The 26,293-nt window shown below is 61.9% G+C and carries 23 protein-coding genes and 3 tRNA genes; 13 read left to right on the forward strand and 13 right to left on the reverse strand.

Annotation, left to right across the window (positions count from 1 at the left end):
• The first annotated feature begins 166 nt into the window (after nt 1-166).
• From NYQ88_RS14175 to NYQ88_RS14190, 4 genes are all read left to right on the forward strand, one after another.
• On the forward strand, nt 167-1,720 hold the full coding sequence (locus NYQ88_RS14175; RefSeq protein WP_275651773.1) for an ABC transporter ATP-binding protein: 1,554 nt from the start codon (nt 167-169) through the stop codon (nt 1,718-1,720).
• Complete coding sequence (locus tag NYQ88_RS14180; RefSeq protein ID WP_275651774.1) at nt 1,717-2,790, forward strand: ABC transporter permease; 1,074 nt, start codon at nt 1,717-1,719, stop codon at nt 2,788-2,790. Before NYQ88_RS14175 ends, NYQ88_RS14180 begins: the two co-directional genes overlap by 4 nt.
• Nucleotides 2,791-2,792: 2 nt before the next feature.
• Nucleotides 2,793-3,740, forward strand: a complete 948-nt coding sequence (locus NYQ88_RS14185; RefSeq protein WP_275651775.1) for an ABC transporter permease — start codon at nt 2,793-2,795, stop codon at nt 3,738-3,740.
• A gap of 133 nt (nt 3,741-3,873) precedes the next feature.
• Nucleotides 3,874-5,160, forward strand: coding sequence for an amidohydrolase family protein (locus tag NYQ88_RS14190; RefSeq protein ID WP_275651776.1), 1,287 nt, complete (start codon nt 3,874-3,876; stop codon nt 5,158-5,160).
• A gap of 214 nt (nt 5,161-5,374) precedes the next feature.
• Here the strand turns inward: NYQ88_RS14190 and NYQ88_RS14195 are convergent, their stop codons facing one another.
• From NYQ88_RS14195 to NYQ88_RS14205, 3 genes are read right to left on the reverse strand one after another with little or no spacing between them, the layout of a single operon-like run.
• Nucleotides 5,375-8,512 carry an efflux RND transporter permease subunit gene (locus tag NYQ88_RS14195; protein ID WP_275651777.1) on the reverse strand — a complete coding sequence of 1,046 codons (3,138 nt, stop codon included), beginning with the start codon at nt 8,510-8,512 and terminating at the stop codon, nt 5,375-5,377.
• Between the two features lie 3 nt (nt 8,513-8,515).
• The gene (locus NYQ88_RS14200) at nt 8,516-9,712 is read right to left on the reverse strand and encodes an efflux RND transporter periplasmic adaptor subunit (RefSeq protein WP_275651778.1); all 1,197 of its coding nucleotides are present in this window, start codon (nt 9,710-9,712) and stop codon (nt 8,516-8,518) included.
• A complete protein-coding gene (locus tag NYQ88_RS14205) occupies nt 9,709-10,185 on the reverse strand; it encodes a MarR family transcriptional regulator (RefSeq protein WP_275651779.1) in 477 nt (158 codons plus the stop codon). Before NYQ88_RS14205 ends, NYQ88_RS14200 begins: the two co-directional genes overlap by 4 nt.
• A gap of 315 nt (nt 10,186-10,500) precedes the next feature.
• On the opposite strand from NYQ88_RS14205, the gene NYQ88_RS14210 reads away from it, so the two are divergent.
• A complete protein-coding gene (locus NYQ88_RS14210) occupies nt 10,501-11,232 on the forward strand; it encodes an HAD hydrolase-like protein (RefSeq protein WP_275651780.1) in 732 nt (243 codons plus the stop codon).
• A gap of 24 nt (nt 11,233-11,256) precedes the next feature.
• On the opposite strand, the gene NYQ88_RS14215 is transcribed toward NYQ88_RS14210, so the two are convergent.
• Nucleotides 11,257-11,730 (reverse strand): metalloregulator ArsR/SmtB family transcription factor, encoded by a 474-nt coding sequence (locus tag NYQ88_RS14215; protein ID WP_275651781.1) that lies wholly within the window; start codon nt 11,728-11,730, stop codon nt 11,257-11,259.
• A 162-nt stretch (nt 11,731-11,892) separates the two neighbouring features.
• On the opposite strand from NYQ88_RS14215, the gene NYQ88_RS14220 reads away from it, so the two are divergent.
• The gene (locus NYQ88_RS14220) at nt 11,893-12,585 is read left to right on the forward strand and encodes a hemolysin III family protein (protein WP_275651782.1); all 693 of its coding nucleotides are present in this window, start codon (nt 11,893-11,895) and stop codon (nt 12,583-12,585) included.
• Here the strand turns inward: NYQ88_RS14220 and NYQ88_RS14225 are convergent.
• Nucleotides 12,582-13,028 (reverse strand): DUF192 domain-containing protein, encoded by a 447-nt coding sequence (locus tag NYQ88_RS14225; RefSeq protein ID WP_275651783.1) that lies wholly within the window; start codon nt 13,026-13,028, stop codon nt 12,582-12,584. The genes NYQ88_RS14220 and NYQ88_RS14225 overlap by 4 nt on opposite strands.
• A gap of 42 nt (nt 13,029-13,070) precedes the next feature.
• On the reverse strand, nt 13,071-13,694 hold the full coding sequence (locus NYQ88_RS14230; protein WP_275651784.1) for a cold-shock protein: 624 nt from the start codon (nt 13,692-13,694) through the stop codon (nt 13,071-13,073).
• 186 nt (nt 13,695-13,880) lie between these two features.
• Between NYQ88_RS14230 and NYQ88_RS14235 the strand changes: the two genes are divergently transcribed.
• From NYQ88_RS14235 to NYQ88_RS14265, 7 genes are all read left to right on the forward strand, one after another.
• The gene (locus NYQ88_RS14235; RefSeq protein WP_275651785.1) at nt 13,881-14,297 is read left to right on the forward strand and encodes a VOC family protein; all 417 of its coding nucleotides are present in this window, start codon (nt 13,881-13,883) and stop codon (nt 14,295-14,297) included.
• A gap of 131 nt (nt 14,298-14,428) precedes the next feature.
• Complete coding sequence (locus NYQ88_RS14240) at nt 14,429-14,905, forward strand: D-Ala-D-Ala carboxypeptidase family metallohydrolase (protein ID WP_275651786.1); 477 nt, start codon at nt 14,429-14,431, stop codon at nt 14,903-14,905.
• A 92-nt stretch (nt 14,906-14,997) separates the two neighbouring features.
• Nucleotides 14,998-15,072 (forward strand) — tRNA-Glu (locus NYQ88_RS14245).
• A gap of 55 nt (nt 15,073-15,127) precedes the next feature.
• Nucleotides 15,128-15,202 (forward strand) — tRNA-Glu (locus NYQ88_RS14250).
• Nucleotides 15,203-15,219: 17 nt separating this feature from the next.
• Nucleotides 15,220-15,294, forward strand: a tRNA-Glu gene (locus NYQ88_RS14255).
• Between the two features lie 288 nt (nt 15,295-15,582).
• On the forward strand, nt 15,583-16,593 hold the full coding sequence (locus tag NYQ88_RS14260) for a hypothetical protein (RefSeq protein ID WP_275651787.1): 1,011 nt from the start codon (nt 15,583-15,585) through the stop codon (nt 16,591-16,593).
• Between the two features lie 74 nt (nt 16,594-16,667).
• Nucleotides 16,668-17,960 (forward strand): peptidoglycan-binding protein, encoded by a 1,293-nt coding sequence (locus tag NYQ88_RS14265; RefSeq protein ID WP_275651788.1) that lies wholly within the window; start codon nt 16,668-16,670, stop codon nt 17,958-17,960.
• Between the two features lie 89 nt (nt 17,961-18,049).
• Here NYQ88_RS14265 and NYQ88_RS14270 read toward each other — a convergent pair whose 3' ends face one another.
• From NYQ88_RS14270 to NYQ88_RS14300, 7 genes are all read right to left on the reverse strand, one after another.
• The gene (locus NYQ88_RS14270; protein WP_275651789.1) at nt 18,050-18,961 is read right to left on the reverse strand and encodes an aminotransferase class IV; all 912 of its coding nucleotides are present in this window, start codon (nt 18,959-18,961) and stop codon (nt 18,050-18,052) included.
• A gap of 238 nt (nt 18,962-19,199) precedes the next feature.
• Nucleotides 19,200-19,667, reverse strand: a complete 468-nt coding sequence (locus NYQ88_RS14275) for a GreA/GreB family elongation factor (protein ID WP_275651790.1) — start codon at nt 19,665-19,667, stop codon at nt 19,200-19,202.
• A 190-nt stretch (nt 19,668-19,857) separates the two neighbouring features.
• A complete protein-coding gene (locus NYQ88_RS14280; protein ID WP_275651791.1) occupies nt 19,858-20,067 on the reverse strand; it encodes a hypothetical protein in 210 nt (69 codons plus the stop codon).
• Between the two features lie 266 nt (nt 20,068-20,333).
• Nucleotides 20,334-21,569, reverse strand: a complete 1,236-nt coding sequence (locus NYQ88_RS14285) for a cyclopropane-fatty-acyl-phospholipid synthase family protein (RefSeq protein WP_275651792.1) — start codon at nt 21,567-21,569, stop codon at nt 20,334-20,336.
• 184 nt (nt 21,570-21,753) lie between these two features.
• On the reverse strand, nt 21,754-23,544 hold the full coding sequence (gene recJ / locus NYQ88_RS14290; protein ID WP_275651793.1) for a single-stranded-DNA-specific exonuclease RecJ: 1,791 nt from the start codon (nt 23,542-23,544) through the stop codon (nt 21,754-21,756).
• Between the two features lie 207 nt (nt 23,545-23,751).
• On the reverse strand, nt 23,752-24,738 hold the full coding sequence (glpX, locus tag NYQ88_RS14295; protein ID WP_275651794.1) for a class II fructose-bisphosphatase: 987 nt from the start codon (nt 24,736-24,738) through the stop codon (nt 23,752-23,754).
• A 37-nt stretch (nt 24,739-24,775) separates the two neighbouring features.
• A complete protein-coding gene (locus NYQ88_RS14300; RefSeq protein WP_275654925.1) occupies nt 24,776-26,116 on the reverse strand; it encodes a homoserine dehydrogenase in 1,341 nt (446 codons plus the stop codon).
• Nucleotides 26,117-26,293: the final 177 nt, after the last annotated feature.

The following is a 26,293-nucleotide window of genomic DNA, read 5'->3' on the forward strand; positions in this document are numbered from 1 at the left end:
AGCCGGACCACGGCTCCCCTCCTCATTGCTCCTTCCCGCATAGGGGAGGAGCATAATGCTGTTGGGGTGCACGCTATGACCCATGTGGTTCTGCCCCTATAACGGATTGTCTTGATAGGGTGACTGACGTCGCATCTATCTCCCTTTCGCCAAACGGAAGCGACCGATGACCGACCAGCCATCATCCGCCCCCCTGCTCTCCCTTGAGCATATCACCAAACGTTTCGGCCCCTTGGTCGCCAATGACGACATCTCCCTCACCCTGCACACGGGCGAGATCCTGGCTTTGCTGGGGGAGAATGGCGCGGGCAAGACCACGCTGATGAACATCCTCTTCGGCCATTATGTGCAGGACGAGGGACAGGTGCGCGTGGCGGTTAATGGCGAGATGGTCACCTTGCCCAGCGGCTCGCCCGGTGCAGCGCTCAATGCCGGCGTCGGCATGGTGCACCAGCATTTCACCTTGGCGGAGAACCTCTCGGGCCTCGCCAATATTCGTCTCGGCACGGAGAAGCTCCTGTCCTTCGGCCGCGCCTCGGCAGCGCGCAGCAAGGTCGAAAAGATCATCGCCGAGAGCGGCCTTGATGTTGATCTCGACTGCCGCGTGGCCGATCTCACCGTGGGCGAGAAGCAGCGCATCGAAATTCTCAAAGCGCTCTATCGCGATGCGCGGGTGCTCATTCTCGACGAACCGACGGCAGTGCTGACGCCGCAGGAGGCGGATGGCCTCTTCACCGTGCTACGCAGGCTGGCCGCCAATGGGCTCGGCGTTATTTTCATCTCCCACAAGCTGGGGGAAGTGCTGGCTATTTCCAACCGCATCCTCGTGCTGCGTGGCGGCAAGAAGGCGGGCGAATTGGACGCCGCCAAAGCCGACCGCCGCGCCATTGCCGATCTCATGGTCGGCAAGGCCGTTGCCGAGATCAAGCGCACACCCGCCACGCCGGGCGAGGCGCTTGTGCACTTTGAGGGCGTCGGCCTGCGCGAAGGTGCCGGCAAGCAGGCCCTCACCGATGTCAATTTCGTCCTGCGCCGGGGCGAGATCGTCGGCCTCGCCGGGGTTTCGGGCAATGGACAATCGGGAATCGCAGCGCTGATTTCCGGCCTCGCCGTGCCCACCGAAGGCGCGCTGAAGCTTTATGGCGAACCCGTGCACACCGCCGATCCGCGCGCGCTCGTCGCAGCCGGCGTGGCCCGCATGCCCGAAGATCGCCAGCATGACGGCGTGGTCGGCACGATGAGTGTTGCGGACAATATTGCCATTGAGGATGTGCGAAGCCCCGAATTTTCTCGGGCCGGCTGGCTCAACCGCGACGCCATGCGCGCCCGCGCCGAAAGCGCCATCGCCGCCTATGACGTGCGCTGCCCCGGTCCGGAAGCCGAGGCACGGCTCCTTTCCGGTGGTAATGTGCAAAAGCTCATTCTGGCGCGGGTGCTCGAACGCGAACCGAAGGTGATCCTCGCCAATCAGCCGACGCGCGGCCTCGATGTCGGAGCGCAGGCCGAAGTGCACCGCCGCATCATCGCCGCCCGCGATCGTGGCGCGGCCGTCCTCGTCATTTCCGAAGACCTCGACGAGCTCTTTGCGCTCGCCGACCGGTTCCTCGTCGTGCACGCCGGCATGGTCACCGATGCCGGCCCATCGGAAAACCTCGACCGTGGCACGATCGGCCTGTTGATGGCCGGACAGCATGTTCAGACTGCAGGGGTTGCATCATGAGTTTTCGTCTCGAACCCCGAACCGACGCCAGTATCGGCCTCAAGCTGGCCGTATCGCTTGGCGCTGGTATCGTCGCGCTGCTGCTGGTCGCGATTCCCGTGCTCTTCGCCGGCGGCTCGCCGCTCACCGCTTATGGATTGATGATCCAGGGGGCCTTCGGCTCCACCTTTGCGCTGAGCGAGACGCTCAACCGCGCCACCCCGCTCATTCTGACCGGCCTTGCCGCCGCGGTCGCCTTCCGCGCCAAGCTCTGGAATATCGGCGCCGAGGGCCAGCTTTATATCGGTGCGCTCGCCGCCGTTCTGGTGGGCAGCAGCATGGTGCAGATGCCACCCGCAATCGCCATTCCGGCTGTGATGATCGCTGGCTTCGTCGCAGGCGGGTTAATGATGGTGGTCCCCACCATCTTCAAGCAGAAGTTTGGCGCGGACGAGGTGGTCATCACCCTGCTGCTCAACTTCATCATCATCCTCTTCATCCAGATGCTGATCGAAGGCCCGATCAAGGACCCGCTGGCCATGGGCTGGCCGCAATCGGTGCCGATCGCCGCCGAAGCCAAGCTGCCAAAACTCCTGCCGCGCCTGCGCATGCATTGGGGCCTGATCGTGGGCGTTGTCGCCGCGATCGCACTCTGGATCGTTGTGCGCAAGACAGTGCTCGGGTTTGAAATCCGCGCCGTGGGCGAGAACAAGGCGGCGGCCCGTTTTGCCGGTATCCCGGTCAATGCCACCATGCTCAAGGTGGCGCTGATCTCCGGCGGCCTCGCGGGTCTTGCCGGTGTCAGCGAAGTGGCAGGCGTAAAGGGCTATCTCTCGGCTGATCTGTCGCCGGGCTTTGGCTATTCGGGCATTGTCGTGGCCATGCTCGCGGGGCTTTCGCCCATCGGAACGGTCATTGCCGCCGTGTTCGTGGCGGCTGTGTTCGTCGGCGCCGACTCCATGAGCCGCGCCACAGGCATTTCCAACTATATTGCGGACCTTGTGGTGGCCCTGTCGCTGCTCTGCGTGCTGGTCGGCAGCTTCTTCCTGCGCTTCCGCCTGCGCTACGAAAACAAGAGCGTGGAGGCCTGAGCATGGACGTCCTGTTTGAAATCCTCGGCTCCGCGAATTTCTGGGCCGCCTCCCTGCGCATCGCCACCCCGCTGATTTTCGGTGTGCTCGGCGCCCTGCTCTGCGAACGGGCTGGCGTGCTGAACCTTGGCATTGAGGGCATTTTCGTCGCCGGGGCGATGGCGGGGTGGCTCGCGGTCTATCTTGGCCTTGGCCTCTGGGGCGGTGTGCTCGTCGCGGCCTGCGCCGGTGCCTTCTTCGGGCTCATCCACGCCATCCTGACGGTGGTTCTGGGGCTCTCCCAGCACGTCTCGGGCATCGGCATTACCCTGCTCGCGACCAGCGCCAGCTATTTCACCTATCGCACCGCCCTGCCCGACGTCTCTACGCCGCCGCGCATCGCCGCCTTCCAGCCGCTCAATATTCCGGGCCTGTCGGATCTGCCGTTCATCGGACCGGCACTGTTCCAGCAGACGCCGCTGACCTTCCTGGCTCTGGCCTTCGTGGTGCTCATCGCCATTGTGCTCTATCGCACCCCGCTGGGCCTTGCCATTCGCGCCGTGGGCGACAATCCGGCCTCGGTCGAGGCGCAAGGGCTCTCCGTCCGCGGCCTCCGCATCGGCGCTGTGGTCGCCGGTTCGGCGCTGATGGCGCTGGGCGGCGCGTTCCTCACCATGTCCGCGTTCGACGCATTCTTCTTCGGCATGGTCAACGGCCGCGGCTGGATCTGTATCGCGCTTGTTGTTTTCGCCTCCTGGCAGCCCGGCAAGGCCCTGCTCGGCGCGCTCCTCTTCGGCGCCTTCGACGCCTTCCAGATCCGCCTCCAGGCGCAGATCGGCCAGGTTGTGCCGGGCCAGATCTTCCTCATGCTGCCCTATCTTTTGTCCATCGTCGCCCTGATCCTTGTGGCGCGGCGGGCAGACTACCCGCGCGCCCTGCTCCAGCCCTGGACCAAGGGACAGCGCCACTAAGACTGGTTCCGGCACAAGCTGGACACACTAAATTTCGTCACCACCGGGCCCGTCCCGGTGGCCCCTTCGGCCATCTGCCGGAGTGTTCGGACAAACCGGACGCTGACGACCAACAAGACGACTGGAAATGCCAATGTTCGATCTGAAAATCACCAATGCCAATTTGCCCGATGGCCGAAACGGCGTGGACATCGGCGTCCGCGACGGGCGCATTGCGGCCATCGAACCCAATCTAGCCGGTGACGCCGGCGAGACCATCGACGCTGGCGGCCAGCTGGTCGCGCCGCCCTTCGTCGATGTGCACTTCCACATGGATGCGACGCTTTCGCTCGGCCTGCCGCGCCACAATGAGAGCGGCCTGCTGCTCGACGGCATCAAGATCTGGGGCGAGCTCAAGCCGCTTCTTACTCAGGAAGCGGTCGTTGAGCGCGCCCTCGCCTATTGCGATCTGGCCGTGTCGCAGGGTCTCCTCGCCATCCGCACCCATGTCGACATCTGCGATGATCGCCTGCTGGGCGTCGAGGCCCTGCTTGAGGTCAAGAAGCGCGTTGCGCCCTATATCGACCTGCAGCTCGTCGCCTTCCCGCAGGACGGCTACTACCGCTATCCCGGCGCAGTCGAACTGCTCGACCGTGCGCTCGACATGGGCGTCGAGGTCGTCGGCGGCATTCCGCATTTCGAGCGCACCATGGCCGATGGCGCCTCGAGCCTCAAGGCACTGCTCGAAATCGCCGCGGATCGCGGTTTACTCGTCGACATCCATTGCGACGAGACCGACGACCCGATGAGCCGCCACATCGAGGCGCTGGCCTATGAAACCCAGCGTCTGGGGCTCGGCGGGCGCGTCAACGCCTCCCACCTGACCTCCATGCACTCCATGGACAATTACTACGTCTCAAAGCTCCTGCCACTCATGGTCGAGGCTGGCGTCAGCGCCACCGCCAATCCGCTGATCAACATTGTCATCCAGGGCCGTCACGACAGCTATCCCAAGCGCCGGGGCATGACGCGCATCCCCGAGATGCTGAACTATGGCATCGACTGCGCCTTTGGCCATGACTGCGTCATGGACCCCTGGTATTCGCTCGGCCAGGGCGACATGCTGGAAGTGGCCTTCATGGGCCTGCACGTCGCGCAGATGACCAGCCGCGAAGCCATGCGCAAGTGCTTTGACCTCGTCACCAAGGGCCCGGCCAAGATCATGCATCTTGAGGGCTATGGTGTGGACGTTGGCTGCAAGGCCGACATGGTGCTGCTGCAGGCCAAGGACACTATCGACGCCCTCCGCCTAAAGCCGACGCGCCTGGCTGTCATCAAGGGTGGCAAGGTGATCTCTCGCACGCCCGCTCGCCAGAGCGCGCTGAGCCTTGATGGCCGCCCTGGCCTGATCGACCCGGCCCGCGTCGGGCCGCAGTGGTAAGACTGGCAAATTTAGGGGGTGGTCCATTCCTGATGGAGCACCCCCACCTAACCTCCCCCTCTTAGGGGGACGGACCCATCGAGTAGGTGGAGAGGTCTAGGTGCCACCGGCGGATTCCTCCCTCGTCTTCAGGGGGAGGTTAGGCGGGGTCATCACACACCCCACCATCAGAAAACAGAAAAGGCGGGGATCACTCCCCGCCTTTTCTGCATTCTCAGGCCTTCTGCTCGACGAGCACTTCGTGCTCATCGTCATGTGGCGCCTTGGGCGTGAAGCGCCCGATGAAGCGGCTGAAGCTGTCGATATAGGTCAGCAGCACCGGCACCACGAGGAGCGTCAACGCGGTCGAGGAGATCAGGCCCCCGATCACTGCGTGGGCCATTGGCGCGTTCTGCCCGCTGCCTTCATGCAGGCTGAGTGCCAGCGGCAGCATGCCGAAGATCATGGCGAGGGTCGTCATGATGATGGGACGGAAACGGGTGACACCCGCTTCCACCAGCGCTTCATAGAGGTTCATGCCGCCCCTGACGTGCTGGTTGGCATTGTCGACGAGCAGGATGGCGTTCTTCACCACCAGACCCATCAACATGATGAAGCCAATGGCCGAGAACATGTTGAGCGTCGACCCACCCACAAGCAGGCCCACCATCACGCCGATCAGGGCCAGCGGCAGCGAGCCCATGATGGCCAGAGGCTGCAAGAAGCTGCCGAACTGGGATGCCAGCACGAGGTAGATGAAGATCACCGCCAGCAGCAGGGCCGAGCCCACCGAACCCATGGTGTCAGCGATCTGCTCGGCTTCACCGCCGAAACCGCTGCGATACCCAACAGGGAAGTCGATGCGGGCAATGGCTTCCTGCAACTGCGGGATGACCGTGCCCAGCTCGACCCCTTCAAGGTTGGCCGTGATGGTCACGCCACGCTGCAGGTCCTGGCGGTTGATCGTGGCCGGACCGTTGCTCTCGACGACTTCGGCAATTTGACCGAGCGTGATCATGTCCTGCGTACCGGTACCGGTCTGGGCGATCGGCAGGTTGCCGATGGCTTCGATATCGTTGCGCAGGCTTTCCGGCAGACGCACGACGACCTTGTAGACCTGACCATTGGGGGCAACCCAATCGGACACGTCCTCACCCGAGATCAGCGGGCTCAGGGTGGCCGCGATCTGCCCCAGAGACACGCCGAGGCTGTCCGCCAGTTCGCGGTTGATCTGGATACCGACAACAGGCTGCGCTTCGTCGAGCGATGACGAAATATCGATCAGTCCGTTGATGTTGCGGAGGTCCGCCATCAGGCCATCGGCCAGATTCTCCAGAACTTCGAAGCTGTCGCCATAGAGCGTCACTGAAACCGGCGCGGTGCTCGGGCCCATCATCGAGGCCACGGCGACCTCGAACTTGCTGCCCGGGATCGCCTGGAGGTCACGACGCACTTTCGGCATGAAATCAGCAACGCTGATATCACGTTCTGCCTGGCCGACCAGCGTCACCGTCATGGTGCCAACATTGGCGCCGTCCGCGGACATGCCACCGGCGATGGTGGAATAGGTGCGTTCGACTTCCGGATATTGACGCACGATCAGTTCGGCCTGGCGCAACTTGCTTTCCGTGTACTCCTTGGACGAGCCCGAGGGTGTTTCTACCTTCACGGTGAAAATGCCGTTGTCGGTCGCCGGCACAAATTCGACGCCAACGCGCGGGAACAGGGCCAGCGCGCCAACCATCGAGAGCAGAGCGATCAGCAGCACCGTCTTGCGGAACTTCAGACCCCAGCGGATGAGGTGGCGATAGCCTTCGGTGACCCATTCGAAGAAGCGGTCGAACTGCTGGATCAGCCGCCCGATCGGGCCGCGCTTTGCGTTGGGGTTGGACGCCGGATCGTACCAGACGCTCGACATCATGGGGTCGAGGGTGAAGGCCACGAAGAGGGAGATCAACACTGCAACCGAGACGGTGACGCCGAACTGCAGGAAGAACTTGCCCATGATGCCGTCCATGAAGGCAACCGGCAGGAACACGGCAACGATGGAGAGCGTGGTGGCTAGAACCGCCAGCCCGATTTCATTGGTGCCGTCAAAAGCCGCCTGACGGTGGGACTTGCCCATGTGCAGGTGGCGGGTGATGTTTTCACGCACCACGATGGCGTCGTCGATGAGGATACCCACGGCCAGCGACAGGGCCAGCAGGGTCATGGTGTTGAGCGAGAACCCAAGGAAGCTGAGCGCCACCATGGTGCCGATGATCGAAATCGGCAGGGTCAGGCCCGTGATGATGGTCGAGCGCCAGGAATTGAGGAACAGGAACACGATGACAACCGCGAGCACGGCGCCTTCGATGAGCATGTTCTGCACGGCGTGGAACGAGTCCTCGACGGGCTTGGCGTTGTCGACCACGACTTCGATATTGACCTGACCGGCCGGAAGTTCGGTCCGCAGCAGACGATCGATGGTCTGGCGAATTTCCTTGGCCACGCCAACGGTATTGGCGCCCTGGGTCTTGAGGATATTGATGGCCAGGGCCGGTTCGCCATTGAGGATGGCGAGAGACTCGGTTTCGCCCGTACCGTCCTCGATGGTGGCGACATCGCGCAGCGTGACCGGCTGGCCACCCTGGTTGCCCACAGTGATGTCGTAATAGTCCTGCTGATCCTCGATGCGTCCGAGAACCTGGATCGAGCGCACGATGCTGTTCTCGGTGATCGCGCCGGCGGCAAGGTCCTTGTTGGAGGCCTTGAGCGCGTTGATCACAGCGGCAGGGCTGATGTTGTAGGCGTTGAGCAGATCAGGATCGATCTGGATGTTGAGCTGGCGCGGCGTGCCACCCACAACGGTCGCCGAGCCGACGCCATTGATATTGGAGAGGCGCTTGACGATGATTTCCTCGGTCAGCGCTGTCAGGTCGCGTGCGGACAGCGTGTCCGAGCTCACGGCCAGCGACAGCACGGGCAGCGCCGACGGGTCAAAGCGCAGCACCTGCGGGTCCATCGCTGCGGCCGGGAAATTCGCCTTGATCGGGTCGATCTTGTCGCGAACGTCTTGGGCCTTCTGCTGCGAGTTCGCCTCGAGGTCGAACATCATGATGACCATGGCGCGGCCAGGCTGGGCGATCGACTGAACCGTATCGAGACCGGCGATGGTATTCACCGCGTCTTCGATCGGCTCGATGATGTCCTGCTCGACTGCCTCAGGCGAGGCGCCCGGATAGGCAACGACGATAGCAACGACCGGAAGGTCGATGTCGGGCAGCTGTTCAACCGGAAGTCGGGAATAGGAGAAAATGCCAAACACCATGATTGCCACCATGATCATGGTGGCAAACACGGGATTGTTGACGCTGATGCGTGTCAAAAACATATTTTAGTTCCCAACGATTTCGTAGGCGTCGCCAGCCGAAAGCTCGCTTAGCGCACCGGCAATGACCGTCTCGCCAACGGCAACACCGGTCACTTCCACGGTGCGGCCACGATCCCACTGGGCGCCAAGCTCAACAGCCTTGCGTTCCAGCGTGCCGTCGTTGAGGGCAAGCACATACTGGCCCTCCGCGTCCTCGCGCACGGCAGTGGTCGGAATTGCGATCGCTTCGGTCTTTTCGACAACGGTGACATTGCCCACGGCGAACATGCCGCCGCGCAGCATGCCATCGACATTGTCGATAGCGATGTACATCGGCACGGTACGGGTCCCGGTGGTCGCGACCGGATTGACGCGCACGACCTCGCCTTCAAAGGTCTGGCCGTCGACGCCATTGACGGTGACGTCAACCTTCTGGCCGGACTTCACCAAGGCGCTGGAATTGACCGAGGCCGATGCCTGGAATTCCATTTCGTCGAGATTGACGACGGTAAAGAGCGGCGTGCCAGCAGAAATGGTCTGGCCTGGCTCGACCGAACGGACCGACACCACGCCCGACAGCGGCGAGCGAACAGTGGCGTTGGCGAGGGCGATTTCAGCGCCCGAGACACCATTTTCAAGCGCGGCGAGATTGGATTCCAGTGCAGCGGTGGACGAACGCGCCGCTTCAAGATTTGAAGGGCTGGTCAGGCCCTGACGGGCCAGTTCTTCGGTGCGTTCGAGCTGCTGGCGGCTATTGGCCAGCTGGATACGGGTGGCTTCCGCCGTTGCCCGCTGCTGGTTGAGCTGGAGCTCGAGCGTCGCACGATCGATCTCAGCGAGGACAGCGCCCTCCTCGACCGTATCACCCGGGCTGACAAGAACCGACAACACGCGCCCGGACGCCTGCGAGGCGATGCTCGACAGATGGCCCGGTACCAGCGAGCCCGTGACCTTGACGGTCTGGCGCAGTGTCATCGGTGCGATCTCGGCTGTTTCGCTTCGCAGGATCTGCTTGACCACGGCGGTCTCCTCGACCGCTGCAACGGGCTCGGGTGCCGGCGGCTGAAGGAACATGAAGGCGCCAGCGCCGATCACCAGCACCCCCAGCACAATCCATGGGCCAATCCGACGCTTCGGCTTCAAGCCCTGTGCTACGCGGAGCGCGTTCGCCTTCTCGCGCTTGCTCTGGGCCCATTCGGGTTTATCGTTGGTGGCGGTCATTGCTTTTTATCCTGAAGCGAAGCTTTTCCCTGCAGCAATACCGTCGCCCAATTGCCCAGGAATTGCGAAGAGTCTCGATAGAAGGCTGAAAGCTCCGTCACCCGACGCGCCGCACCTTCCGATTCTGATTCAATTTCTATAGCGCAAGCCTCTGTAACGCTTGCGTATTTCTCCAGTCGCCCTGCCATTTCCTGGAGCATTTGCACATAGCTGGCAGACGACAATTCGTAATAGTCCTGGCGATCACCCGAATGGGTCTTCAGGCGAACCAAGCCGCGGGCAGCCAATTGCCTTGCATTGGTACTGACACTGGCCCGACTGACGCGCAGCCGTTCGCTAATCTGGTTCAGACTCAGCTCCCGGCCCTCGGCAATCAGCAGTCCCATAATCCGCCCTGCAATTCGGGGTCCACCGTCCTGCTGCGCGATAAGGCCCATTTCTTCGATAAAGCGATCAATCGCAGCGGTGGTCACAACAACTCGTCAGATCTAGTTCACTTTGTTCAATTTAGACTAAACGATCTGAATGCGATAGAGATTCGCCATGCGTCACCTGAAAGGCAGGGTTGCACCAGTGGAAAGAAAGCGTCGGGTTTAAGGCGCAATCACTGATGGAAGGGTTAGCGAGAACCGTCTGATTTTAGGTGGTTTTCCTTCACCCGGGTTAAGGTTGCGGTCAAGGAATCCATGCGCATCCGGCACTTGGCCGGGTTGCACACTCTGGTGAAAATCCCTGTTTTGGGTTGTGCAGCGGACAAAATTGGGTCAGTTTCCGGGCATCAGGGGGTAGTGACGCTGGATTCCAAACTGACACCGCCGACCATCGTACTTTTCGATCTCGATGGAACGCTGGTACATCACGTCAATCCGCGGGTACTGCAAGCACTCGAGTTCCTGGACGATTGTTCGCACAGGGCCGGCCGCTTGGTTGCTCGGTTTCGTCTGGCTCGCCGTCATCGCACGGCCGAGGCCAAGGCGCCTAAATTGCTGGTTCACCGGGCGATCCATCGTGTTCGTCGCAAGTCGGTGGAACAGATGCTGCAGCCGTGCGCCGCGCTTCGCGCTACCCTCGAACAGCTTCAAAGCAATGGTGTGGTGCTCGGCCTCGTGAGCAACGGCCTTGGCCGTGGCTATGGCCACGACGTGCTCGAAGCCTTCGATCTCAAGAAGTATTTTACCGCCAGCGTGTTCCGCGAAGACGTCATCCGCGGCAAGCCCTGGCCGGATCCGCTGGTCACTGCCCTCAAGGGCATCGGACGGGATGTGCGTCGCCGTGACGTCATCTGGTATGTCGGCGACCAGCGCAAGGACATTACCGCGGCTCTCGCGGCATCAGAGGTTATTGGCCACCAGATCGTGCCCGTAGCGCTTGGCGCGCGCGCGGCTATGGCGGCGGTCGAGATCTGCGCGGACAAGGCCCACATCATGTGGTCGGCTACCGAATTTTGCCGCTCCGTGGATGCTGTGTTCGGCGGTGAGGACGCCCCTGCCCTCGAGACGCTCCCGCTCGCGCCCGTCTGACGAGTTAGCCGTCAGGCCGTTTTTTTAGAAATCAAAACCCATCTGGCTGATGCTGGGCGTCGGCGCCGGTAGAACAGCATTGTCTTCGACAGAGGCTGCGGGCGGCTCTGCTGCCTTCGGAGCGGTAATCTTGGCTGTCTTCGGGGCCGCTTTTTTGGCGGATTTCAGCTTGGGCTTTTCAACGATGACTTCGGGCGCGGCATCCGCGACGGCAGCCTCTCGGGGGGCTGCCATCAGCTCGATCCAGGCGCGGGCGCGTTCCAGCTTTGCGGGCTTGAAGGCATAAAGATTCTCGCGACCCTTCTTCACCTCGGCCACAAGACCTGCGGTCTTGAGCACGCGCAGATGGCGAGAAATGGCGGGGCGGCTGATGGAGAAAGCATCGGCAAGCTTGTGCACCGGAATTGGGCCGGTCTGCAGGATTGTCAGGATCTTGCAGCGGGTTGCGTCGGCGAGGGCCGAGTAGATCTGAACCGGTGGCTTTGTCGACTTGCTCATGCTCGCTGCGTACGTAACGACAGCGTTACCCGTCAAGCGAGCACACAACTTGTTCACCAGATAAGTTGGATCGCCATTCACGATGGCACACAATAGCCGCAACTGATCAATAGTCTGGTCATTATCCGTAGCCCAAGCTGGGTTTAACCAAGGGAGACGGAGATGACGCGCAGAAGCGCTGGCGCCGTGACATATTCATGGTGGAGCCGAGAACAGCGGCCCTATTCGACTTCAGAGATGATCGCCGACGCGGCGGTCCATATTTTCGGCCTGGTCATCGCCATTGCGGCGGGCTCGTCGCTGCTGGCCCTCGCCCTGCTGCACACCGCACCCGAGGCCTTCCCTGCGCTGCTCGTCTATGTCGCGACGCTGATCCTCGTACTCGGCGTGTCGCTGGCCTATAATCTGTGGCCGGTATCTCCGGTTAAAAAGCATCTGGCGCGCCTCGATCAGGCGGCAATTTTCCTTTTCATTGCAGGGTCCTATACGCCGTTCCTCGCCGTCATCGGCGGCACGCCGATGGGCGCCATCATGACGAGCTTTGTCTGGGGCGCCTCATTGGTCGGGGTGGCGCTCAAACTCATCGTCCCGGAGAAATTCGGGCGCATGGCGATCGCGCTTTATCTGGCCATTGGCTGGAGCGGTATTCTGGTGTTCCAGTCGCTGGCGCAGACACTGCCGGATTCCACGCTCTGGCTGCTGCTGGCCGGCGGGGTGACCTATTCGGCCGGGATCATTTTCCACCTCTGGGAAAAGCTCAAATTCCAGAATGCCTTATGGCATGTGTTTGTGGTGGCGGGTGCGAGCCTGCACCTCCTGGCGGTGCTCGACTGCATGGTGTTTGCGCGGCTCTAGTTGGCGGCCTTGATCCGCGCATGCTCGACGGTGTCGCCGGGCTCGATACCCAGTTCCGTGCTGCGACCGCCTGGGATCTCCAGCACGAACTGCACCGGCACCTGCGAGGGGATGGACGTCGGATCATGCGGGATGGCGTTCACATGGATGGTGCGGATCACACCGTCGGAGCTAATGAACAGCATATCCAGCGGGACAAAGGTGTTCCGCATCCAGAACGAGACCGGACGTTCCTCCTGGAAATCGAACAGCATGCCAGCGTCATCGGCCAGTTCCTGACGATACATCAGGCCCTGCGCCCGGCTCTCCGGCGTGTCCACCAGCTCGACGGTGAAGACATGGCTTTCGCCGTCGCTCTGGATAACCAGGCGGCTGTCATCGCTGCAGGCAGCCAACGGCAGGCTGACAGCAAGGACCGCAGCAGCAGCCAGCGCGTTTCGCATCGATGACGCCAAGCTTAGCATAATGATACCTTTTGGACGGGCCTAGTGAGACGACGGAGCGTCGCCCCAACCATCGGGTCGGATTTCGGCGACCATAAGGCCCTTGGGTCCGTTTCCGTAGCGCACGAGCACGTATTGACCCGGCCGCAATTCGGTGATGCCGAAGCGGCGCAATGTCTCCATATGCACGAAGATATCGGGCGTCCCCTCCCCTGCGGAGAGAAACCCAAAACCGCGGATGCGGTTAAACCATTTCACCTCGAGGCGAACCATGGACGAGGACGGCTCGACCACGACATGGGTGCGCGGCGCCGGCATCTGCGCGGGATGGCGCGCAGTGCTCTCATCCATGGAGACGATCCGGAACGCCTGCAGGCCGCCCGGACGATTGAGCGCCTCGACAACGATGCGGGCGCCTTCATAAGCTGTCTGGTAGCCGTCGCGGCGCAGGCAGGTCACGTGCAGCAGCACATCAGCCATGCCATTGTCCGGAACGATGAACCCAAAACCCTTGCCGGCATCGAACCATTTGATCGCACCGGCGATTTCGATGACATCCAGCGTTGGCTGCGCAGCCGAGGCGGCATGATCTTCGCGTCCGTCCACACCACTTGTCGTGTGTGGATTCGCGCCGTCTCCGCTGTCGTCGATGCCCTTAACCCCCATGCCCCAACGCCTTTTTCTCATCCTCGCCCCAGCGAGGTACTCCGACAATACTGCGCCAGTCTGTCCGATTCAGGGGGAAAAGTTAAGAAGGTGTTGCGAAATAGTTGACGGACTGTCCCAGGCCGCGGTTGCCGGGCCAGACCCGGCTTGTTACCCAAGCGGTCGAAAACCTTCAGGGAGACCGAAATGCAATATCTTCACACCATGGTCCGCGTGACCAATGTCGAGGACAGCCTGCGCTTTTATTGCGAAGGGCTGGGCCTTGAAGAAGTGCGGCGCACCGAGAATGAAAAGGGCCGGTTCACCCTCATCTTCCTCAGCGCGCCCGGCGACGCCGGCGGCCAGGTCGAGCTGACCTATAACTGGGATCCGGAGGAATATACCGGCGGCCGCAATTTCGGCCACCTGGCCTATCGGGTTAAGGACATCTATGCCCTGTGCCAGCATCTGATGGACATGGGCGTCACCATCAACCGCCCGCCCCGCGATGGCCACATGGCCTTCGTAAAGTCCCCGGACGGCATTTCCGTCGAGCTGATCCAGGACGGCACGCTGCCGCCGCAGGAGCCATGGGCTTCGATGCCGAACACCGGCAGCTGGTAAGATCGACTTAAGGTTTCGCTAACCTTTTGCCTTAGCGGGGGGTTAGCGAAACCGCTCTAATTTTAGCGACTGAACTGTTCGGCCCATTGCCTGTTGCCCGCCGGCAACATCAGCCAATCGGGAAAGTCGCCATGCCCCGCCTCGCCTATAAAATCTTCGCCCTTTTCGGGATGCTTGTTGCGCTCAGTGCCTGCGTGCCCATGGCCATGTTCGCCAATGGGAGCGGCTCCGGCTACAACGGCCTGAGATCCGACTGGGGCACCTATGTTGCCTCCAAATCGGTCAATGCGTTCTGCATCACGCCCAAGCTGCGCTTCCTGATCTGGGAGTTCGAGGGCCATTTCGGCAAGAAGGTGGTGATGCACTCCGGCTATCGGGACAACCACAACAATTCCGCCGCCGGCGGCGCGGACAATTCCTACCACAAGAAATGCATGGCCGCGGACATCTCCATCCCTGGCGTCGACAAGGCCCGCATGATCCAGTTTGCCATGCGTACACAGGGCGTTGGCGGGCTCGGATGCTACCCGGGCCGGGCCTTCATCCACGTCGACGTGCGCGACCGGCCGCGCGGTTACAACCGCCCCGTAACCTTCTCAGGCTGTTGATAACTCGGTCTTTTTTGAAAAAAGCTGAAATTCGTTTCGGAGGGGGTTGCCACGGCGAAAAGCTCCCTCTATACGACACCCAGCGTTGAGACGCGCCCTTCGTCTATCGGTTAGGACGGCACCCTTTCACGGTGCAGAGAGGGGTTCGATTCCCCTAGGGCGTACCACGCTTCCCCCGTTTTACGGGACTGTGCTTAGACACCACAGTGACTTTTTAGACTTGCGCCCATCGTCTAGCGGTCAGGACACCGCCCTCTCACGGCGGGAACAGGGGTTCGATTCCCCTTGGGCGTACCAAATTTATGCGTAGTTACGCGCCCTTCGTCTATCGGTTAGGACGGCACCCTTTCACGGTGCAGAGAGGGGTTCGATTCCCCTAGGGCGTACCACGCTTCCCCATTTCGCGGAAAATGTGATCAGACACCACCAGTTGGTGGACTTTGGCATGCGCGCCATACCGGCATTGTCAGAGACTTAGCCTCGCCCCTTCCCCCGGCGAAGCGAAAGACACTCACCACCGATCCGGTTGTCCAGGGCATTACTCCAAGTCCCGATCAGGTTCTGATAACCAGTTTCCAGCAAGCGCCCGCCTCCCGCGCGTTATTCCTTGCAAAACACCCACAATCGCTGAAGACTATAGGCCAGTCCTATCCGTGGGAACTATTTGGGGGCAAATAGTGACAATATTCCGCACACTGGGTCGCGCCATCACAACCGCGATCGCATGTATTACTTTCTCTCTTCCGGCGACAGCCGATACCGCAAATCTTGGCGCATTTGAGGGGTTCGTCGCCAACGGGAAATATAGAGACGCGAATTTCTATCTGGCGAATGGATTTCTTACGGCCAGCGAGATCGATACGAGTCAGCTCTTCTATTCCGTCCTGCATTCTCGCTTTGGCGACGACATCCGTCGAAATGCCAGGGGGATCGACGAGCTCTACAACTATCTGACCCCGCTTGGGAGCATCGACCTAAATCGCCCATTCGCCTGCGGCCGGGACGACGAAGATCTTTGCCTCCTCGTCAACGACCTCGTCAGAAAAGGCGTCCGGCCCAACGAACTGACTTGGTTCGTGGCGCGCGGCCTCGACATGAACAAGCGCGATGTCGAGTTTGTTCCGGCCACACTGCCACTGATGGCGCGGTTCGGCTCGCACTACAGCCTCAATGAACTCAACTGGTTCTCTTCCAACGGGATGGTGCTGGGCGACGAGAGCTACACGATCGAGGAACTGGTCAATTATCGAGACAGCTTTATCTGGCATCAGCGCTCCTACGCGCTGAAAGTTCCTTCGAATTTCCTCAATCTGGGTGACCAGAATTTCCTCGATGTGCTGGTCATGGTGCTGGCAAGCGACATGGACCTGAACGATCTGCAGCAGAGCCGTCGGCGCGAGGCGCTATGCAATTTCATCACCTATGCCGCTGCGTCCTATGCGCCGTCATATGACTATCTTCAGCACGTTCTCGATGAAGTGACGCAGTTCCGTGGCGGCAATATCGGCCAGCAGGTGCGGGCAAACGGCGGCATCTATGCGCCCTTCCCGAGCGCCTGTGTCTCTCTGGTTCAGGCCATGGCGGTCAGCCATGCCCGCCTCAATGAAGTCATCGACAATTTTGCCAGGTCCGGAGACGTGAATACCGCCGGCTGGCTCCTATCCCTGATGCAGGTGAACACCCAATGAGCCCGATTACAAACGCGCACAGGATCATTCCTTTCATCTGCCTGGCCTCACTCCCCTTGGTACCGGCTCCAGCCGTGGCACAGCAGCGCCTCGTCGAGGGTATATTCGCGCTGGGCGGCGCAATGATCCTCAATGAGATGAACGAACGTAATCGGGGGCAAAACACCGCGCCGCGCCGGACGCAACAGGTTGATCCGGCAACAGCCCAAAGGGCTGCCGAGGAACGCGAACAGATGCGTCTTGTCCAGGTCCGTCTCAATACGCTGGGATTTGACGCCGGCTCGCCGGATGGCCTCTCCGGCCCCAAGACCAGGCGCGCCATTTCCGATTTCCAGGCCAGTATCGGCATGGCGCCAACGGGCAAGCTCACGCATGAGCAGATTGCGGTGCTCTATCAGCAATCTGCCGGCATTGGCGGCGGACACGTCGGAGGCCCCCAGCCCGTATATCCGCCGAGCGGCGCATTTCCGGCTTTGGTAACGCCGGCCGCCCCACCGATGGCAGCGACACCGGCATTCCCTTCGCTCGGCACCCCAGCAACCCCCACGGCCGTTGCCCCCGGGGCCTTCCCTGCTCTCGGAGGGGCGCCAACACCCCCTGCCCCGGCGGGCAATTTCCCTGCCCTGGCGGCAACCGCACAACCCGTTGGCGTACCGGCGTTCCCCACCATCGGCACGCCTGTCGCCGTCGCAACGCCGACAAACCCGCTTGTCGCGGGCAGCGCCCAGACGAGTCAGGCCTTGCCGACTGCGACCAGCCTAGCCGAAGAAATCATCAAGACCCCCTTCGTATCGGCCGACAAGCAACCCGCCATACTTGGCGTTACCCTTGGCTCGACCGCCGAAGACTTTACGTTAATGCTCGGTGAAAACGCCTTCGGCAACTGCACCGGCGCACCCGGTGCCCAGCAATGCAGCCGACAGACGGCAACCCTGTCGGACGTCGTCAAAGGCTGGGTCGCGGCGGACGGCCAGCTTTGGGCGATGGCTAGGCTAATCCAGTTCAACGAACCGGTTCCTGCCGATTTCATCCACGGCCAGTTCACCCAGACTTATCCCGAACTAATGGCAGCTCCTGGCGGACTGGTATCGTCTGGCGAAGCCTGCGAAGTGAATGCGCAATCCGTTCCGGCACTGGCGGCAGTCTTCGATCAGCGCGCCGGCGTGCCAGAGGCGACCGAAGTCCCCAGCGCCCTGCTCGATATGGCGGTGCAATGTCCGCTCGCCTATTCGCTGGCCTTCAACGAAGGCAATGGGCATGTCGCCGCCGTGCAGGTGCTTTTCTTTGACGGCACGAGCGTCGTGCGCCAGCACGTCGCGGCGCATGAGGCACTCCAGACCCAGCTTGGTGCTGATCTGAAATTCTAGGCCGACAAAGCTGGAACCAATTAATGCGGCCCCACTCATCTGAGCGGGGCCGTTGGCGTCTTCAGTACCTCATCGCAGAGTGACCAGCCTCAGTTCACCTGAGCTTGGGCTTGCGCAACGATGTCCATGCCGACGAGGTCGCTCCAGGCTTCCAGGAGGCGTTTGGTAATGGGGCCGACCTGGCCGTCGCCGACTGTGAGATTATTGAACTTGGTGGACGGCATGATGCAGTAGGGCGTCGAGGTGAAGAACATCTCGTCGGCTGTCGCCAGATCATAGGGCAGCAGCGCGGTTTCCTCGGTGGGGATGCCGAGCTTTCTGGCCAGTTCGAGCGCCGTGGCCCGGCTGACCCCGGCGAGACAATTGACCGTGGACGGGGTGCGCAGGACACCATTGGTGACACAGAAGATATTGCCACCCTTGTTCTCGGCCACGTGGCCATTCATGTCGAGGATGACGCTCTGGGCGGCGGGGTCGACCTGCTTTACTTCCATCTCGGCCAGCGTATAGGCCAGACGGCTGCGGTTCTTGATGCGCGGATCGAGCGACTGGCTCGGCACCATGCGGCTCACCGGCGTCACACCATGGCAACCTTCGGTGTAAAAGCGCGCCCAGGGCTTGAGTTCCATGAACTGGGTGAAGATCATCACCGTTGCCGAACCGGCCTGAACGGTGGGGTCGGCGCCAGCGATGGCGAGGCCGCGCGAGATATTGTGGACGATCCAGCAGTCATCGTCCGGGCCGTAATTGTGCTCATTGGCTTCAAACACCTCGAGCGTGGTGCGCAGCATGTCTTCCGCGCTCATGCCGGGATCAATGCGCGTCAGCTTGAGGGACTGGTAGAGGCGCTCGATGTGCTGCTCGAGCTTGAATGGCTTGTGGCGGAATGTGCGCGTCGATTCCGTGACCGTGTCGGCCAGCATGATGGCGCTGTCGAAGATCGAGATCTTCGCGTCCGCCTCGGCAACCATCTTGCCGGAAATATAAACCTGTCTACCCAAAATGCTTTCCTCCCAAAATTCTTTTTCGAGGGAGTGGGCCACAGCGCAGGCGTGCCTGCCGCAAGAGTAACCCCCCCACACCCTCAAAGATTTTGTTATAAGGATAACATTATAACCGTCAAGGATAGGGTCAGCGACCTATTCGCATGGGACGATATCGTCTCCCCAAGACCAGGGAACTCGGCTAACGATAAAAAACGCCCCGGACGGAGTGTCCGGGGCGTTTGACAGCCAGATCTCAGGCGGCAAAAGGACCGGGGTCCGGATCGTCGTCCGTTCCGGCTTCAACCCCGGCGGGCGTATTGGCGACCTTTAGGACCTTGAGCCTTTGCATGGTGCCGTCTGTTTCAAGCCAGCTCATGACATGGTCCGGTCGGAGGCCGAGCAGTGCTGCACCATGGCTGGACGTGACCGAAAGGCGATAGGAGCCGCTGCGGTCGACATGCTCGGGCATCACCAGCTTGACCGTGCGCTCCTCCCCCGGGATAGGCTTGTAGCGCACCACGCTGCCGATCCGCACCACGTCGGACGGCAGAAGGCCGTCCTTGACGATGCGGGCACGGTCCAGCTCATAGAGCAGGAAATCCATGCGTTCTGCGCTCTGGCCGATATCGGTGAGCGCGGCCACTGTCAGCCGGCGATGCTCTTCCTCGCCGATGACGATATCGGGCGACTGGGTCCATTCAGACAGGGAAATCGTCGTCATCCTTGCACCTGCGGTTTGGGGAGCTTCTCGGGGCTGGGAGCGCCCGATCGCTCATAAATGGAAAAGAGATGTTCAGGCTTGGACACCGCGCCCTCATAGGGGCGCTGGCACCAGGGACAGCGGCGTGCGGCCCGGGGTCTCGGGCCGGCACAGGAGCGGCAATAGCGCAGGGCTGGCATTCATGACTCCATCAGGACAGAGGATTTTGGGCGTAGGTTTCGAGGATACGCTTGCGGTCATCGAGCGAGCGCAGGCGGACCGTCATGGTCTCGGTCTTGATCGGGGTCTGGTACGGCAGGCTGTATGCCACCTCTGGCAAATGCGCCTCTGCCCAACTCCGGAAGCGGCCCAGCTTGTGGCTGCCGGTGATGGGAAGGGTGACGGAATATTTGAAAGTCATCGCGATGGCCTCATGCGGACATGTGCAAACACCACGCGCGAAGGCGTGGCGGGCAGATCAGAGTGTTTTGGTGATTGGTTCGAAGATCCTGGTGCCGCTCTTGCCGTGACGGCAGGTAGCAACACCAGGCAATCAGCCTGCCTGGCGAAGACCGTGTATGAACAAACGTGTGGCGACAAAAACTGTGTTCATACGGCCATCATGGCCATATTGCCCGCTTTGTCAAATCGGCCGGAAAACCCCGCAAACCGGGTGGCGGCTACGCCTCAGACGGGGCGACGATACTGGTAGATACCGACGTCGATGACGCCTTCAGCAAAGCCCGCCTCGCAATAGGAGAGGTAGTAGACCCACTTGCGCCTGAACTGCTCGTCATAGCCGAGCGGGGTGATCATCGGCCAACGCTCCAGGAAGCGCTCACGCCACAGCCGCAGCGTCCTGGCATAGGACTGGCCAAAGGTTTCGACGTTTTCGAGCACCAAGCCGTATTTCTCTCCGAACTCGGCCATGACCGTCTTGGTCAGAAGCATGCCGCCGGGAAAAATGTAGCGCTGGATGAAATCGGGGCCGCTGCGATAGCCGTCAAAATCCGCCTCGTCGATGGTGATGGCCTGGATCGATGCGGTGCCACCGGGCTTCAGCCTGTCATGCACAGTCTGGAAATAGCTTGGCCAATTGTCCTCGCCCACGGCTTCGATCATCTCGATCGAGCAGACGTGGTCGAACTGGCCTTCGGTGTGGCGATAGTCTTCGAAGACAAGAGTAGCGAGCGCGTCGAGCCCCTGCCGGGCCAGCCGCTCCTTGCCGAATTTGAGCTGTTCGGCCGAAAGTGTGATGCCGCGGAGATGAGCCTTGTAGTCGCGCGCGACAGTTTCAGCAAAGCCGCCCCAGCCGCAGCCGATTTCGAGAACGGACGCGCCGGGCGTGACCCCCGCCATATCAGCGACGCGGTGATATTTGGCCAGCTGCGCAGCCTCGAGGCTCTGGTCGCCCGAGGTGAACACAGCCGATGAATAGGTCATCGAGGGATCAAGCCAGAGACCATAGAAATCATTGCCGAGGTCATAGTGCTCGGCGATGTTTTTCTTGGAGCCCTCGAGCGTGTTGCGCCGCGACAGGTGATAGTGGAGGTCGGCGGCAGCGCGGCGGAAAAAGCCGGGATTGGCCTTCTCGAACATCGCGCGGTTCTGCAGGAAGAAGCGGAACAGCGCGGTGAGATTGTCCACCTCGATATCGCCGTTCATATAGGCCGCCGCGAAGCCGACGGTGCCGCGCTTCATTGCCTCGCCGATCACGTTGAAATTCTTCAGCCGCAGCACGGAATGCTCGCCGGTCTGCGGACTGCCCAGCGTCCGGGTACGGTCATTGGGCAGGATAACGGTAATCGCGCCGTGGGTCGGCTTACCGATCAGGGCAACGCCGATCCGCTCGACCAGCCTTGAGGCAAATCGGGTCCAGAGCGTAACGCCGGTTTGGGAGTGGTCGACAACGGATTTGCTCATCGAATACTAAATCCACAAGCGCCGAAAGGCAGGCGAGACGAATTCAATGGTCTTTGGCAAGGATCGCCGAGCCGTCACGCGCCTACGCAGACCAAGCCTTCGATCTATGTCTACCAGTACCTTAACGGCCAATATTGGATATGCAAGCAGCAGTTTGCGCCCAATAGATGGCAGACCGTGGTGATCAGCGCGCCGGGCGGGCGATGTCGGTGAGGCGGAACTGGACCTGTTCACGGCCCTGGTAATGATCAATGGAAAGGCCCCCGGCGAAGTGCAAAGGCGCTTCGGTATCGCGCAGCAGCACATCGCCGAGCGGGGTGCCGGCTGCACGAAAGGCAATGGCTTTCAATCGCGCGCCGTCGTCGGAAGCGAGGGAGAAGCTGACATGTCCGCCCTTGCCGACGATCTGTGCGAACCGCGCGCGATGGGCGGGAAAAACGAAAACCGGATTGGGATTGCCCGAGCCGAATGGGCCGGCCTTTTCGATGGTGTGGAGGAGGTCGACACTGGCGCCACGAGCGGTCAGCGCCGCATCCACTTTCAGGGCGGAGGCCGCCCGCGCAGCCTCGACGCTCGACACCAGTTTTTCAGCGAGAAAAGAGCGGAAGGCGCCGATTTCGCCGGGACGCAGAGTGACGCCCGCCGCCATGGCGTGACCACCACCCTTGGGGATGAGCCCGCTGTCCACGGCAGCAATCACCGCCGAGCCGAGGTCGACGCCGGGCACAGAGCGCCCGGAGCCGGTGCCATGACCGTCGGGATGGAGCGCGATGGCAAAAGCCGGACGATCGAACCGCTCCTTGAGACGCGCGGCGATCAGGCCGACAATACCGGGGTGCCAGCTTTCCGAAGCGAGAACGAGCACAGGCGGCCCCTCCCCCGCACCGATTTCGGCAGCCGCGACGGCGGTCGCTTCCTCCACCGCTTCGACCTCGATGCGCTGGCGTTCGGTGTTGAGTTCATCGAGGCGCGCGGCAATCACCATGGCCTGATGCTCATCGTCCAGCGCCAGCAATTGCGTGCCGAGCGCGGCATTGCCGATGCGGCCGCCGGCATTGATACGCGGGCCGATGAGAAAGCCGAGGTGGTAGGGGTTGAGCGGCCCTGAAACGCGCGAAGCCAGCGCCAGGGCAGCCATGCCCGGATTGTCGCCGCGGCGCGCCACTTCGAGGCCGCGCAGCACGAAGGCGCGGTTCAGCCCGACCAGCGGGACCACGTCGCAGACCGTGCCCAGCGCCACGATATCGAGGAGGCGCATCAGGTCCGGCAGGCCGGCGGCGCCCTGCTGGCGCAGCGCACGATTGACTGCCACCAGCACCATGAAGGTGACGCCGGCAGCGCAAAGATAGCCGAGCCCGGAAATGTCGTCCGGACGGTTGGGATTGACCAGCGCATTGGCCGGCGGCAGATCGTGGTCGGCCAGATGGTGATCGATGACCAGCACATCCACGCCACGGCCGCGCGCATGCCGGATTGGGGCGTCGCTGGTGGTGCCGCAATCGAGCGTGATGATGAGGCTGGCGCCGGCGTCGATCAACTTGTCCATGGCCGCAATATTAGGGCCATAGCCTTCAAAGATGCGGTCGGGAATATGCACCTGCGGGTTCAGCCCGAAATGGCCGAGAAAACGCACCATCAGCGCGCAGGAAGAAGCGCCGTCGACGTCGTAATCTCCAAAGAGCGCGATGGCTTCCTTATCGGTGACAGCCTTAGCGATCCGCTCGGCCAGCGCGTCCATGTCGGTGAGCGTGGATGGGTCCGGCATCAAGGCGCGGATCGTCGGCTCGAGATAGAGGCCGGCGCCATCGAGATCGACGTTTCGACCGGCAAGAATGCGCGCGAGAATATCGGAGACGCCCGTCTTCTGGGCTATGGCCCCGGCCAGCCGCGTGCCAGCACTGTCGAGCCGATCAACCCACGAGCGGCCGGAGACCGACTGGGTAACATCCAGAAAATTGCGCCGTGTTTCCAGCATGCCCCGGTGTTAGGCGATTTGGCGCGGGAGAGGAAGGGGGTGTGGAACCAAGCGCTACAAATGCAGCTCTGAGTTCGCCCGCGTTACCCCCTCCTGACCTCCCCCTGATAGGGGGAGGGATAGATCGAGGACGCTGAAATTTCGAGAGCCGCAGTGCGCTCCTCCCCCTATCAGGGGGAGGTCGGGTGGGGGTATGGGAGCCAGCCCCTACCGCGAATGGCGGGCCTTGATCCAGCGGGTGGTCTGGCTCCAGGAGCGCATGACGATGGTGCTGGTTTCGACATTGGTCCGACGCAGCCGAACGCCCTCGAGCAACGTGCCGTCGGTAATGCCGGTGGCGGCGAACAATACGTCACCGGAGGCGAGATCACCAACCGTATAGATGCGATTGGGGTCGGCGATGCCCATCTCATGAGCGCGCTGGCGCTTGGTGGGCGTGTCGAGGATAAGCTTGCCCTCCATGTGACCGCCAATGCAGCGCAGCGCTGCCGCAGCGAGCACGCCTTCGGGGGCACCACCGGAGCCGAGATAGATATCAACGCCTGTGTCCGCCGTGTTCACGGCGTGGATGACCCCGGCAATGTCGCCATCGCTGAGGAGCTTTACCGAAACGCCGGCGGTGCGCAGTTCCTCGATCAGCCCCGCATGGCGCGGCCGGTCGAGCACGATTGCGGTGATCTCGGCCAGCGGCACCTGCTTGGCCTTGGCGAGCGAACGCACATTTTCCGTTGCCGACCAATCGACATGCACGGTCTCGGGCGCATAGTCGGCGCCGATGGCGATCTTGTGCATGTAGACGTTACGGGCGACGTTGAGCAGCCCGCCGCGCTCAGCCATGGCCAGGACGACGATGGAATCAGGCTGGTTCTTGGCGCAGAGGGTGACGCCTTCGAGCGGGTCGACGGCAATGTCGACCTCGGGCCCCTGTCCCGTACCAACCGGCTGGCCGATATAGAGATTGTCGCACTCGTGCTCTTCGCCCTCACCGATGACGATGCGGCCAGAGATGGCCACATTGTCGAGTTCGGACTTCATGGCGGCGACAGCGGCGTCATCAGCCGCCTTCTCGTCGCCCTTGCCGCGCCATTCGGCAGCGGCAATGGCGGCGCGTTCGGTCACCCGCACCATTTCAAGCGTCAGCGAGCGGTGCAGATTGGTTGGGCTCTTGCCGTCTTCGACCTTGCTGAGCTTCATGTTTCCCCCGGGAGCACGATCTGCCCTGATCGGGGGATCAGAGCCGTTCGATGCGGATCAATTGCGGTTCGCCGACAATGAAACCGTCAGCGGCGATCTGTGCAAGCGCTTCGCGCACCGATGATTCCAAAGTCTGTTGGGTAATCATCACTACCGTGCGGGCCGGCGAGCCATCGGGGGCCACTGCCTTGGCTCCCAGATCGGAACGCTGAATGACCGAATCGATGGAAATCGACTTGTCGCCCATGCGCGTCGCAATGGCCGCGAGCGCACCCGGGACATCCTTGGCACTGAGGCGGATGTAGAAGCCGCCTTCATGTGCGCGCATCGGCGCCTCGACATAGGGCAGCAGCTCGTCGCTCGGCACGCCCAGCGGCGGCACGCGCGTGCCACGGGCAATGTCGAGAATATCGGACAGAACCGATGAGGCGGTCGGCGGGCCACCGGCGCCGGGACCGGCAAGCAGCAGTTCGTGCACATGGTCGGTTTCGAGCGCGACCGCGTTCATCACCCCATCGACACCGGCAATGGCGCTGCCCTTGGGCACGAAGGTGGGGTGGACGCGCTGCTCGATGCCGCTTTCCGTGCGCTCGGCAATGCCGAGCAGCTTGATCTTGTAGCCGAGGTCGGCCGCGACCTGGATGTCGTGCTGGGTGATCGAAGAGATACCCTCGACGCGCATCTTGTCCGGGGCGATCTCGTAGCCAAAGCAGAGCGTGGCGAGGATCGAGAGCTTGTGGGCGGTGTCGTAACCCTCGACGTCGAAGGTCGGGTCAGTTTCGGCATAGCCCAGCGCCTGCGCATCCTTGAGGCAATCGGCAAAGCTGATGCCCTCATTGCCCATGCGGGTGAGGATATAGTTGCAGGTTCCGTTCATGATGCCGAACACCTTGGCGATACGGGCCGAACCGAGGCCCTCGCGCAGCGTCTTGATGACGGGAATGCCACCCGCAACAGCGGCTTCAAAACCGAGCTGGGCGCCAGATTCTTCGGCCATGCGGGCCAGCGCCACGCCATGCTTGGCGAGCAGCGCCTTGTTGGCGGTGACCACCGGGCGGCCAATCTCGAGGGCAGCTTTGACAGCGGCAAAGGCCGGGCCGTCTTCACCACCGATGAGCTCGACGAACAGGTCGATACCGTCCGACTTGGCGAGCGCGACGGGATCGTCGAACCACTCGATGCCAGAAATATCAATGCCGCGGTCGCGGGAACGCGAGCGCGCGGCAACGGCCGTCACCTGCAATTGCCGGCCCAGTTTCTTGTTCAGCTCATTGCCGTCCTTTTGCAGGATACGGACAAGGGTAGCGCCAACATTGCCCAGCCCCGCCACGCCAATGCGCAGGGGCGTCTGGGTTTCTGTGTCGCCGAATTCGGCCATGGCCTTGAGGATGCGCGCACGCGTCTCGGTGCGCGGCTCGCGACCGTCCCGGAGGTCAAATACAAACAGGGGATCGCCGGCAACAATTCGACCGAAACGGGTGGGTGTCCAGCCGCGGGAAGAGATGAAGGATTCGACGGATTGGCGGAAAGATTGGATATCGCTCATGGTGGCGCC

It is taken from the genome of Devosia sp. SD17-2 (genome assembly GCF_029201565.1).
In the GTDB taxonomy this organism is placed as follows: Bacteria; Pseudomonadota; Alphaproteobacteria; order Rhizobiales; family Devosiaceae; genus Devosia.

Coding starts and splice junctions, on each gene's coding strand:
- NYQ88_RS14175 (WP_275651773.1), top strand. CDS start 167: ATGACCGACCAGCCATCATCCGCCCCCCTGCTCTCCCTTGAGCATATC.
- NYQ88_RS14190 (WP_275651776.1), top strand. CDS start 3,874: ATGTTCGATCTGAAAATCACCAATGCCAATTTGCCCGATGGCCGAAAC.
- NYQ88_RS14195 (WP_275651777.1), bottom strand. CDS start 8,512: ATGTTTTTGACACGCATCAGCGTCAACAATCCCGTGTTTGCCACCATG.
- NYQ88_RS14280 (WP_275651791.1), bottom strand. CDS start 20,067: ATGACTTTCAAATATTCCGTCACCCTTCCCATCACCGGCAGCCACAAG.
- recJ (WP_275651793.1), bottom strand. CDS start 23,544: ATGCTGGAAACACGGCGCAATTTTCTGGATGTTACCCAGTCGGTCTCC.
- glpX (WP_275651794.1), bottom strand. CDS start 24,738: ATGAAGCTCAGCAAGGTCGAAGACGGCAAGAGCCCAACCAATCTGCAC.
- NYQ88_RS14225 (WP_275651783.1), bottom strand. CDS start 13,028: ATGCGAAACGCGCTGGCTGCTGCTGCGGTCCTTGCTGTCAGCCTGCCG.
- NYQ88_RS14185 (WP_275651775.1), top strand. CDS start 2,793: ATGGACGTCCTGTTTGAAATCCTCGGCTCCGCGAATTTCTGGGCCGCC.
- NYQ88_RS14215 (WP_275651781.1), bottom strand. CDS start 11,730: ATGAGCAAGTCGACAAAGCCACCGGTTCAGATCTACTCGGCCCTCGCC.
- NYQ88_RS14180 (WP_275651774.1), top strand. CDS start 1,717: ATGAGTTTTCGTCTCGAACCCCGAACCGACGCCAGTATCGGCCTCAAG.
- NYQ88_RS14200 (WP_275651778.1), bottom strand. CDS start 9,712: ATGACCGCCACCAACGATAAACCCGAATGGGCCCAGAGCAAGCGCGAG.
- NYQ88_RS14300 (WP_275654925.1), bottom strand. CDS start 26,116: ATGGCCGAATTCGGCGACACAGAAACCCAGACGCCCCTGCGCATTGGC.
- NYQ88_RS14240 (WP_275651786.1), top strand. CDS start 14,429: ATGCCCCGCCTCGCCTATAAAATCTTCGCCCTTTTCGGGATGCTTGTT.
- NYQ88_RS14275 (WP_275651790.1), bottom strand. CDS start 19,667: ATGACGACGATTTCCCTGTCTGAATGGACCCAGTCGCCCGATATCGTC.
- NYQ88_RS14230 (WP_275651784.1), bottom strand. CDS start 13,694: ATGGGGGTTAAGGGCATCGACGACAGCGGAGACGGCGCGAATCCACAC.
- NYQ88_RS14220 (WP_275651782.1), top strand. CDS start 11,893: ATGACGCGCAGAAGCGCTGGCGCCGTGACATATTCATGGTGGAGCCGA.
- NYQ88_RS14285 (WP_275651792.1), bottom strand. CDS start 21,569: ATGAGCAAATCCGTTGTCGACCACTCCCAAACCGGCGTTACGCTCTGG.
- NYQ88_RS14235 (WP_275651785.1), top strand. CDS start 13,881: ATGCAATATCTTCACACCATGGTCCGCGTGACCAATGTCGAGGACAGC.